The 10,849-nt window shown below is 45.7% G+C and carries 8 protein-coding genes; 7 read left to right on the plus strand and 1 reads right to left on the minus strand.

Translation table 11 applies throughout. From position 1 onward, the window contains the following. Window positions 1-142: 142 nt before the first annotated feature. The 7 genes from rsmH to FSC11_RS01410 are packed head-to-tail and all read left to right on the plus strand — an operon-like array spanning window position 143 to window position 8,141. Window positions 143-1,054: a 16S rRNA (cytosine(1402)-N(4))-methyltransferase RsmH gene (gene rsmH / locus FSC11_RS01380; RefSeq protein WP_004896284.1), complete on the plus strand. Its 912-nt coding sequence runs from the start codon at window positions 143-145 to the stop codon at window positions 1,052-1,054. Between the two features lie 10 nt (window positions 1,055-1,064). Continuing rightward, entirely contained in the window at window positions 1,065-1,397 is a 333-nt protein-coding gene (gene ftsL / locus FSC11_RS01385) for a cell division protein FtsL (protein WP_004810026.1), read from the plus strand. Window positions 1,398-1,412: 15 nt separating this feature from the next. Next, complete coding sequence (gene ftsI, locus FSC11_RS01390; protein WP_004896283.1) at window positions 1,413-3,236, plus strand: penicillin-binding protein PBP3; 1,824 nt, start codon at window positions 1,413-1,415, stop codon at window positions 3,234-3,236. A gap of 11 nt (window positions 3,237-3,247) precedes the next feature. Next, a complete protein-coding gene (locus FSC11_RS01395; protein WP_163164714.1) occupies window positions 3,248-4,744 on the plus strand; it encodes a UDP-N-acetylmuramoyl-L-alanyl-D-glutamate--2,6-diaminopimelate ligase in 1,497 nt (498 codons plus the stop codon). A gap of 12 nt (window positions 4,745-4,756) precedes the next feature. Beyond that, on the plus strand, window positions 4,757-6,160 hold the full coding sequence (locus FSC11_RS01400; RefSeq protein ID WP_163164716.1) for a UDP-N-acetylmuramoyl-tripeptide--D-alanyl-D-alanine ligase: 1,404 nt from the start codon (window positions 4,757-4,759) through the stop codon (window positions 6,158-6,160). Further along, complete coding sequence (mraY, locus tag FSC11_RS01405; RefSeq protein WP_004896280.1) at window positions 6,161-7,279, plus strand: phospho-N-acetylmuramoyl-pentapeptide-transferase; 1,119 nt, start codon at window positions 6,161-6,163, stop codon at window positions 7,277-7,279. It begins immediately after the preceding gene. Window positions 7,280-7,337: 58 nt separating this feature from the next. Beyond that, complete coding sequence (locus FSC11_RS01410) at window positions 7,338-8,141, plus strand: putative RNA methyltransferase (RefSeq protein ID WP_004896278.1); 804 nt, start codon at window positions 7,338-7,340, stop codon at window positions 8,139-8,141. 71 nt (window positions 8,142-8,212) lie between these two features. Here the strand turns inward: FSC11_RS01410 and ponA are convergent, their stop codons facing one another. Beyond that, window positions 8,213-10,741 (minus strand): penicillin-binding protein PBP1a, encoded by a 2,529-nt coding sequence (gene ponA / locus FSC11_RS01415; protein ID WP_163164718.1) that lies wholly within the window; start codon window positions 10,739-10,741, stop codon window positions 8,213-8,215. Window positions 10,742-10,849 lie beyond the last annotated feature (108 nt).

The following is a 10,849-nucleotide window of genomic DNA, read 5'->3' on the forward strand; positions in this document are numbered from 1 at the left end:
GAAGCTTTTTTATCGTTTGAGCAAAAATAAAAACGGTTTTCTCTATGGAAAATAATATTTATCTACAAAAAGTCGTTTGGAGCTTTAGCTAAACAGAGTGATAATGTGCAGTTAAATTTTCCGCCCTATTGATTGAGTTTTTATGTCCCATATTTCTGTATTGCTTCACGAAACCGTTGATGCCCTAGTGGCTGATCGAAATACGGGAATTTATGTGGATGGAACTTTCGGCCGTGGTGGCCATACGCGTCTTTTATTATCTAAATTAGATGAAAATGCCCGTGTTTATGCCTTTGATAAAGACCCCCAGGCACTTGAAACAGCTGCGATCCTGGAACAGGAAGATCCCCGGTTTAAAATTATTCATGCCAGCTTTGCTGACCTTAAAGAAGCACTTGCTGAGCATGGTATAGAAAGCGTGGATGGCGTGATGGCGGATTTAGGCGTGTCATCTCCACAGCTGGATCAGGCTGAACGTGGCTTTAGCTTTATGAAAGATGGTCCGCTGGATATGCGCATGGACAATTCACAAGGCCCGACCGCAGCTGAGTGGCTGGTGAATATTGAAGAAGAAGCTTTGGCCAATATCATTTTCCAGTATGGCGAAGAGCGATATAGCCGCCGGATTGCCAAAGCGATCAAGGCTGCCGGATATATTGATACGACAGCCAAGCTGGCAGAAATTGTCAAAGTGGCACACCCGAAATGGGAAAAAAATAAACATGCGGCAACTCGAACTTTCCAGGCGATTCGTATTGCTATTAATAAAGAATTAGAAGATATTGAAGTTTTCCTGCCACAAGCCGTTGAAGTACTTAAACCTCATGGTCGTTTGGCGGTTATTAGCTTCCATTCATTGGAAGACCGTTTAATTAAACAATTTATTCAAAAAGAATCTACCTTAGAGGAAGACTCGGGCTGGGGGATGCCGCAACAACGCAAGGATACACGTCGACTGAAAAAAGTATCCCGTATCAAGGCAAGTGATGAGGAAGTGAAAGCCAATCCTCGTTCACGTAGTGCATGGCTCCGAGTTGCAGAACGTTTAGCTTAATAGGCAAATAATGAAAACTGAAGTGGTCGAAAGGAAGTTGAATCAGTCAGGGATGAAGAAAGCCATTACTTACGGCATTCTGTTGATGATGGTTTTCATCAGTGCTGTATTTGTGGTATTTCAAGTCTTTGAATATCGTCAGGATTATCGAAAACTGAGTAGCTATCTGCGTGAGCGTGATGATCTCAATGCAGAGTGGGGACGTTTGCTGATTGAGCAGCAGACCTTTGGTGCAACCGCCCAGATTGGAACACGTGCCGTGACCCAGCTCAGAATGTATTCTCCTCCTGTTTCACAGACCGTGGTGATTTCATTGCCACAAACTTCAGATGTAAAAAAATAAGGCTAGCGCTCAGACATGGTAGACAAGAAAACCAAGCAAGTGGCACGTAAAAAACAGTCCGTGACGACAAAAAATGCTTTAAGCGTTGATATTAGCCGTTTTTATATTATGTGGGCCGTGGTACTGCTGTGCTTTCTGGCTTTGATCGGGCGCGCTTTCTATGTACAGGTGATTAATAAAGAATTCCTGCAGAATAAGGCCAATGCCAAGATTTTAAGAACCGACAAAATTAAAGCCATGCGTGGTGTGATTTATGACCGTAATGGCGTACCACTGGCGATCAGTACTCCAATTATGCGGGTGGTGATTGATCCACGTGATTATTTTGATAATAAAAAACTCTATGATGAAACGATTCAGGCTTTGGAAAAGGATCCGAATAATCGCAAGCTGAAACGTCAGTTACCGGATAAAAACCTGAACCTGGATGAACTGGCTGATGCGGTGGGTATGGATCGTGCCGACCTGCGCAAGAAGATGGAAGCGCGTCCGCGTTCCCGTTATCTGATTCTGAAAAAAGAAGTTCCGCCTCAACAGGCTGAGCTGATTATGAAGCGTAATTTCCAGGGTGTATACACCGAGAAAAACTATAAGCGTTACTATCCGCAGCCACAACCGAACTCACAGATTATTGGCTTGACCAATAGTGAGAGCGTGGGGATTGAAGGCCTGGAAATGCAGCTGAATACCCGTCTGTCAGGTGTAGACGGCGAGCAGCAGATAGTACGTGATAAGAAGGGAAACCGCGTTAAAGACCCTGAAATTATTAAAGAAGTTGAAGCAGGAGAAAACATCACGCTTAGCATCGATTCACGATTGCAGTACATTATGTATCGTGAACTGACTGCAGCAGGTGTTGCAAATAATGCCCGTTCTGCAACCGCAATCGCGGTGGATGTGAAGACTGGTGAAATTCTGGCGATGACTTCATGGCCAGCTTATAACCCGAATGATAAAAACGGATTATTGAACAAAGATGCGATGCGTAACCGCGGTGCGGTCGACTCTTTCGAGCCAGGTTCAACCATGAAGCCGCTGACTGTAGCGATGGCGCTGGAAAGTGGTAAATATACAGCTAATTCAGTGGTGAATACGACCCCAGGGAGTATGCGGGTCGGGAATCACACAATCCGGGATACCCACAATTATGGGCAATTAACCTTGGGTGGTATTATCCAGAAATCCTCTAACGTTGGTGTCGCCAAACTGGCGCTATCACTGCCTTATGAAACCTTGCCGACTTTCTATAAACGCCTTGGTTTTGGTCAGCGTTCTGCCGTGAAATTCCCGGGTGAAAGTGCCGGTCTGATTCTGCCACCTAGTAAATGGAACGTATCTGAAGTGGCGACTATGTCTTATGGTTATGGTCTGAATGCGACGGTGCTACAACTGGCTGATGCCTATGCCATGCTGGCTAACAAGGGTGTAAAAGTCCCGCTAAGCCTGTACAAGTTAGAAGAACAGCCGAAAGGCGAGCAGATGATTGATCCGAAAATTGCAGACCAAGTTCTGCTGATGATGGAAACTGCAACCTTGCCAGGGGGTACCGCTACTCGTGCGACAGTGCCAGGTTATCGGGTTGCAGGTAAAACAGGGACTGCGCATAAATTGCGTGCTGACCGTAAAGGTTATTCGACCAATGAATACCGTGCTTTATTTGCCGGCGTGGCACCAGTCAGTGACCCACGGATCGCTATGGTGGTGGTGGTAGAAAATCCGCAAGGCACCTACTATGGTGGTACGGTATCTGCGCCGGTCTTTGCGCGTGTAATGCAAGAGTCTTTACGCTTGCTGAATGTCCCATTGGACAAACCTTTAGAATCTCCCCAAGTCCAGTAAACAGGTGATCAATGTCGATAACATTTCAAGATCTCTACGCCGTTCAAAATAGTGCTGAATGGATGCGACAATCCTTTCAGGGCTTTGAGCTGGACAGCCGAAAAGTAAAATTAGGGCAAATTTTTATTGCCCTGACCAGTCTGTCTCAACCTGAGAAAACTGTGGAATATGCGAGAAAAGCGCTATCTCTAGGAGCACTGGCAGTCATTTCTGAACAGGATCTCGGAATCTCTCCTGCATTAGTCGTGACAAATGTACGGCATCTAATGGGGGAGTGGCAGAAACGCTATCTGCAAGCGACCCAGCCAGTACAGGCTGCACGTATTCTGGCCGTGACTGGAACCAATGGAAAAACCACCATTTCACGTCTCGTGGCTGAACTCCTGATGCTGCAAGGCAAACCTTGTGCGGTGATGGGCACCACGGGCAATGGAATTTTGCCAAATCTGGAAGCCTCTTCGCATACCACACTGGATGCGCTGCAATTGCAAAATGCCCTACATGGTTATGCGCAAGCGGGCGCAGAATTTGCTTCGATTGAAGCCAGTTCGCATGGTCTTGAACAAGGCCGCTTAAATGGCTGTGATATTGAAATTGCAGCTTATAGCAACCTGAGCCGTGACCATCTGGATTATCACGGTACGCTGGAAGCTTATGCTGAGGCCAAGTCACGTTTATTCAAATTTGAATCTCTGAAAGTTGCGATCATTAATCTGGATGACGCACATGCTCAGGTGATGATTGAGGCGGCTCAGGCCAATCCAGCGCAGCCGAAAATTTTGACTTATTCATTGTCGCAAGCTGCTGACTATCAGGTACAAGATATTCAATACCGGATTTCTGGTGCAGAATTTAAACTGATCACTGCGCAGGGTACATTCACCGTACAAAGTCCACTCTTGGGTCATTTCAATATTGAAAACTTGGTGGCGAGTCTGGTTGTTGCAGAACAGGCTGGTTTTGATTTAGCAAATTTGATTGAGACTGTGCCTAATCTAAAAGGTGCACCGGGTCGTATGCAGGTACTGCGTGATGGTGAGCGCTTGTTTGTAGTGGATTATGCCCATACGCCAGATGCTTTGACACAGGTATTGGTGACTTTAAAACGCCATGTCAATAACAAGCTCTGGGCGGTATTTGGCTGTGGTGGTGACCGTGATCGTGGTAAACGTCCATTGATGACACAAGCGGCTCTCAATGGTTCGGATATTGCGATTTTAACCTCTGACAATCCGCGTACTGAAGATCCAGAGCAGATTTTTGCGGATATGAAGCAAGGTATAGATTTCGTTGGTAAAACTTATCAGGAAATTCATGACCGCCGTGAAGCGATCAAGTTTGTAGTGAAACATGCGCAAGCGGGTGATATTGTAGTCATTGCAGGCAAAGGGCATGAAAATTATCAGGAAATCGATGGTGTTCGCCATTGGTTTGATGATGTTGTCGAAGTACAGGCGGCCATTGATGCGCAGCACTGTAACTCTGATTCAGCATATCCAGCGCAGTAATAGGACGAATTTATGCATACTTCAACTACCAGTACTGTGCCTTTGGTACCTTGGACTGCAGCACAATTACAACAGGCGACTCAGGGTTACTGGCTGAATGACAAGCAGCCTGGAGGCGAAATTAAACGTATCCTGATGGATTCTCGTGATGCTGAAGCTGGTGATGCTTTTCTGGCTTTGAAAGGTGAACGCTTTGATGCACACGATTTCGTAGCGCAAGTTGCGGCAAACGGTTGCCAGATTGCCATTGTCGATCATCCGGTTGATGCTGAAATTTGCCAATTGGTTGTGAACGATACCCGTCAGGCGCTGGGTCGTCTAGGGGCTTTCCGCCGTCAGCAAAATCCACAACTCAAAGTCATTGCCCTGACTGGCAGTAGCGGTAAAACCACCACCAAGGAAATGCTGGGCAGTATCTTGTCTCGCCTGGCACCGACTTTGGTGACGCGCGGTAACCTGAATAATGATCTCGGTGTGCCTGTGATGTTGCTTGAGCTGCGCCCAGAGCATCAATATGCAGTGATGGAACTGGGGGCCAGCCATCAGGGTGAAATTGACTATACTGCTGGTCTGGTACAGCCGCACGTGGCCGGTATTATTAACATCGGGACTGCACATCTGGGCGAATTTGGCGGCCGTGATGGGATTTGCCGTGCCAAGTCAGAAATTTATTCGCATATTTCTGAAACCTCTATTATTCCTGCAGCGGATGATTATGCCGAGCAGATCCGAGCTGCTGTGAAAACCGAAAAGACCTTAAGTTTTGGTCAGGGTGGAGAGGTCTACGCAACTGAAGTGGAATTACATCCGCAGTCTGCAAGCTTTATCTTGAATACACCTCAAGGTAATAAAACAGTAAACCTGCCATTTGCTGGTGAGCATAATGTGCAGAATGCAACTGCTGCTGCGGCCTTATCTTTAGCCCTTGGTATCAGCCTGGATGATATTGTGGCTGGCCTGGAAGAGGCAGTAGGTGCCAAAGGTCGTCTGAACTTCATCAAGCACAAAGAATTTTTGTTTATTGATGATACCTACAATGCCAACCCAAACTCGATGCGTGCTGCCGCTGACGTTTTAGCACAGCAGGAAGGTATCCGTGTCATGGTAATGGGTGATATTGGCGAACTAGGTGCGTCAGCTGCGATTGAGCATTATAAGCTGGGTCGCGATCTGGTTTCGGTAAAAGGCCTGAACTTTGTGGTGGCAGTCGGTGAATTTGCACCTGCCGCACAAGAAGGTGCGCGTAGTACACAATATGGTAAGAAAATGCAAGCTTTCCTGAATCAGGAGCAGGCATTACCGTTTTTAATTCGTTTGATTGAAACACATCAACCTCAGCCGATGTCATTCCTGTTTAAAGGGTCGCGTTTTACCCATATGGAAACATTGATGGCTGCATTGATGGAGAAACTCTAAATGCTGTTATGGCTATTTGAACAACTGGCGGGCTATGACAGCACGTTTCAGGTGGTTCGTTATTTAACATTACGTGCTTTGCTCAGTGTCTTGACGGCATTGACCATTGGTTTGGTGCTGGGCCCTGTGATGATTCGCAAATTACAGGCACTGAAATATGGTCAGGCAGTCAGCTCATTTGCACCTGAAAACCATGCCAAAAAAATGGGTACACCGACTATGGGTGGTGTCCTGATTCTGCTATCAATTGGTATTTCGACCTTACTCTGGGCAGATTTGTCGAACCCATACGTGTGGATTGTACTTGCAGTGATGGTGATTTTTGGTGCCGTTGGTTGGGCAGATGACTGGATCAAGATCCGTTATAAGGATAATGCCGGTTTGCCTGCACGCAAGAAGTTTTTCTGGACCTCTGTAGGTTCAATTGGTGCCGGTATTGCGCTTTATGTGATTGCACAGCAACAACCGAATCCGATCGTGACAGCCAACATGCTGGATGTGCTGATTCCATTCTTTAAGGATCACACGATTCCACTCTCAATTATTCCACTCGGTATTGGTTTTATTATCTTTACTTATTTCGTGATTAATGGCGCATCGAATGCCGTTAACCTGACGGACGGTCTGGATGGTCTGGCGATTATGCCGATCGTACTGGTGGCTGCTGGTCTAGGTGTTTTTGCTTATCTTGCCGGTGATGTACGTTTTGCGAACTACCTGCATATTCCATATGTAAAATATTCATCTGAGCTGGTGGTGATCTGTGCCGCGATGATTGGTGCCGGCTTAGCCTTCCTTTGGTTCAACGCTCATCCTGCCCAAGTGTTTATGGGGGATGTAGGAGCTTTATCATTAGGTGCGATGTTGGGTACGATTGCTGTCATGGTTCGTCAGGAAATCGTGTTCGCGATCATGGCGGGTGTGTTCCTGGTAGAAGCGATTTCGGTCTTCCTGCAAATCGGCTCATTACGGATGCGTAATAAACGTGTATTCCTGATGGCGCCATTGCATCATCATTATGAAAAGAAAGGCTGGCGTGAAACCCAGGTGGTGATCCGTTTCTGGATTATTACGATTATGCTGGTAGTTTTGGGTCTAATGACCTTAAAATTACGCTAAGAAATGCATTTGAAAAAGTCGGCGCATGCCGGCTTTTTTGTTTTGGAGAAATTATCAAATGAACCTACTCATGTGTCCGGTGTGTCGTGAGCAGTTACGTCTAAATGAACGGACTTGGCGCTGTGACAATCAGCATAGCTATGATGTAGCAAAGCAAGGCTATGTGAATCTACATGTGGTTCAGCATAAACATAGTAAAAATCCCGGTGATACGCCTGAATCAATACAAGCGCGTCGTGCATTTTTAAGTGCAGGTCACTATGCTCCTTTGCAACAAGCAGTGGTACAAAAGATTCGTGAACTGCGTATTGAAAATCTGCTGGATATTGGCTGTGGGGAAGGGTATTACACTGATGCCATGCAACAGGAAGTACTACAGTGTGTAGGCGTGGATATTGCCAAAAATGCGATTCAGGTAGCAGCGAAGCTGAATAAAGAGATTACTTGGGTAGTAGGTACAGGCGCAACTTTGCCTGTATTAGATGAATCAATAGATCTATGTACCAGCCTGTTTAGCCCGATTCCGAAACAGGAAATTCTGCGTGTACTCAAGCCGAAATCTTATTTAATGGTTGTGACTCCTGCACCACAGCATTTGTATGCCATGCGAGAAGCACTATTTGAAGAAGTGAAACCACACGAGCCACAAAAGTTTGTCGAGCAGTTGCAAGATGCATTTGATTTAGTGAGTGAACAGATTGTTGAAGCGCCTATGAATTTGCCACAAGCAGACTTAAAAAACCTGATTGCTATGACTCCGTACGCTTATAAGGCTAAGCCGGAACGCCGTCTGGCCCTTGAACAGCAGGAGCAATTTGAATTGATGGCACAATACCAGATTTATCTTTTTCAAAAGAAATAATACTGATTATTATCTAAACAATATAAAGCCCTCAATTGAGGGCTTTATATTTGACTGCTTAATCGGGAAAGTTACTGAACCTGTTCAATCAGACTATCAAGAGAATCAGCTTTCTTTGGCTGCAATGGTTGTTCCTGCGTTGCTGGTGTTTCACCAGGTACAGTCAATTCTTCCCCCGGTAGATCTTCAAAATCATTTTGCTCACGTCTAGGTATAACGACTGGAGCTGGACGATACAGTGGAGTGGCCATTGGTGGAGAAGAGTGGTCTTCCTGTACTTCTTCTAAATCCTGATTGATGACTTTAGTACGATTAACTGGGGCTTTGGCTTTACGATCCAGACGCACCCAGGATTCTGGTGTACCTTTTAGCGCATTGGCCATAAAGTCGGTCCAGATTGGCAGGGCAGCTACACCGCCATACTCACGACGACCTAAAGTTGTTGGCTGGTCAAAGCCAACCCAGGTTACTGTTACCAGCTTGCCATTAAAGCCGGCAAACCAGGCATCCTTGGCATCGTTAGTCGTACCTGTCTTACCCCCCAGGTCACTACGCCCAATGCGTAAAGCTGCACGGCCAGTACCGTGCTGGATTACATCACGTAAAATATTAGCCATTTCGTAAGCAGAGCTGGATTTAAGAATACGCTGTGCCTGACGGTAATTGCTATGTTCAGCCGAAACTTTCGGTGCTACTGCTTTTGTTTCCAGTGAGCGGTTATTCATTTCGATCACTTCATCATCTGGCGTCACCACGTCAGCAGATGCAATCGTTTGTTCTTCCTGATTAATACAGGAAATGCAGGCATATTCAGGTTTTGCTTCAAAAATCGTCTTGCCATAAGCATCTTCAATACGGCTGATGAAATGCGGCTGAATTCGATAACCACCATTTGCGAAGGTGGCATAACCGGTTGCCATCTGAATAGGTAGTACTTGCGGCGTACCAAGGGCAATGGTGTAGTTGCGTGGAATCTGTTTATCTTCCAGACCAAAATCCATAAACAATTGACGGGTGCGCTCAATTCCCACCGTTTGTAGCAGGCGCACAGAAACAGTATTACGTGAAAGGTATAAGGCACGACGTAAAGGAATCATGCCCAGATAACGACCATCTGAGTTTCTAGGAGTCCATTTACCAATCGTAATCGGCGCATCATTCACCAGGGTATGCGGACTCATGCCGCGTTCCAATGCCAGTGCATAAACAAAAGGCTTGATGGTCGAACCCGGCTGACGCCAGCCTTGAATAGCACGGTTAAAAGTCGATTGATAAAAATTATAGCCACCCACCACTGCTTCAATGGCACCATTATTTGGATTGATGGCAATCAGCTGGCCTTGGACTTTAGGAATCTGTACCAGTGCCCAGGAAGTTTTTTGTGCATTAGGACGTAAACGGACAATATCTTTCAGTTTAACAATATCCGCCGCACGCTTGGGTGCAGCGCCAACACTATTGGCGTTTCGGTAACGGCGCGCCCATGACATTCCTGACCAGGGAACGGTGACGGTTGTTCCATCCAGCATTAAGGCTTCAAAACTATTTGGGTTGATTTTAGTGACTTGAGCAGGGTAGGTATTGGCAAAAGGCTGGAAATTTTTTAAGGGTTGATCATTTGCTTCAGCACCGCGCCAGCCATGACGCCGGTCATAGGCTTCAAGGCCTTCTTGTACCGATTGCTCAGCATACGCCTGACGTTGACTATTAATCGTGGTATAGACTTTATAGCCAGAATCAATAGCCTGTGCACCAAAATTCTGGATCAGTTCAGAACGAACCATCTCTCCAACATAGGGAAACTTATTGCGAGTGCTACGATCCGGCATATCCAGATTGATCGGTTCCGCAATCGCTTGCTGATACTGTGTCTGATTCAGATAACCAAGCTGCAGCATACGTCCCAGAATCCAGTTGCGACGTTCAAGAGCACGTTTGGGATTGGCGACCGGATTGTACTTGGAAGGGGCTTTCGGCAAACCGGCAATCATCGCCATCTGGGCAAGAGAAAGTTCTTCCAGGCTTTTGTTGTAATAGATTTTAGCTGCTGCTGCGATGCCATAAGCATTTTTACCCAAGAAAATTTTATTGACATAGAGGGTTAAAATTTCTTCTTTAGTCAGGTTTTGCTCAATTTTACGTGCCAGGAAAATTTCAGTCAGTTTGCGCTTCAGTGTTCGTTCTGGACTGAGATAATAGTTTTTTGCCACCTGCATAGTGATGGTCGAACCACCGGTCTGTACATCGGAACCAGTGACGCTTTCACTTAATGCCCGGCCCAAGCCTTTAAAACTGATGCCACTATGTTCGAAAAAGCTGGAATCTTCTGCAGCGAGGAAGGCATGAATAAATTCTGGTGGAATCTGATCATATTCCACAGGCACAGAAAGTTTGCCGCCATATTCTGCAATCAATTCTTGATCGGAACTAAATACTTGTAAAGGCTTAAGTAAAGGTGCCTTTTTAAGGATAGACATTTCAGGCAAAGATGGGGCAATATAAAGGTACATGCCATAAAAGCCCATCGGAATTGAGATCATAATTATGATAATGATCAAAAAAAATGGATGAACAAGGCCTGAACTGGATAGCTTTTTCATAACAAGTAAGTTTTAATAAGAGCTAATGGCAAACTAAGTGAGCGGTCAGTATATCCTTTAGATATACATAATGTTAGATGACTTATTGTATCTAGATAAAATTATTAG

The sequence above is a fragment of the Acinetobacter schindleri genome, assembly GCF_010918895.1.
In the GTDB taxonomy this organism is placed as follows: Bacteria; Pseudomonadota; Gammaproteobacteria; order Pseudomonadales; family Moraxellaceae; genus Acinetobacter; species Acinetobacter schindleri.

Excerpts from the sequence above, each read along its gene's own strand:
- rsmH (WP_004896284.1), top strand. The coding sequence starts at position 143 with ATGTCCCATATTTCTGTATTGCTTCACGAAACCGTTGATGCCCTAGTG.
- ftsL (WP_004810026.1), top strand. The coding sequence starts at position 1,065 with ATGAAAACTGAAGTGGTCGAAAGGAAGTTGAATCAGTCAGGGATGAAG.
- ftsI (WP_004896283.1), top strand. The coding sequence starts at position 1,413 with ATGGTAGACAAGAAAACCAAGCAAGTGGCACGTAAAAAACAGTCCGTG.
- FSC11_RS01395 (WP_163164714.1), top strand. The coding sequence starts at position 3,248 with ATGTCGATAACATTTCAAGATCTCTACGCCGTTCAAAATAGTGCTGAA.
- FSC11_RS01400 (WP_163164716.1), top strand. The coding sequence starts at position 4,757 with ATGCATACTTCAACTACCAGTACTGTGCCTTTGGTACCTTGGACTGCA.
- mraY (WP_004896280.1), top strand. The coding sequence starts at position 6,161 with ATGCTGTTATGGCTATTTGAACAACTGGCGGGCTATGACAGCACGTTT.
- FSC11_RS01410 (WP_004896278.1), top strand. The coding sequence starts at position 7,338 with ATGAACCTACTCATGTGTCCGGTGTGTCGTGAGCAGTTACGTCTAAAT.
- ponA (WP_163164718.1), bottom strand. The coding sequence starts at position 10,741 with ATGAAAAAGCTATCCAGTTCAGGCCTTGTTCATCCATTTTTTTTGATC.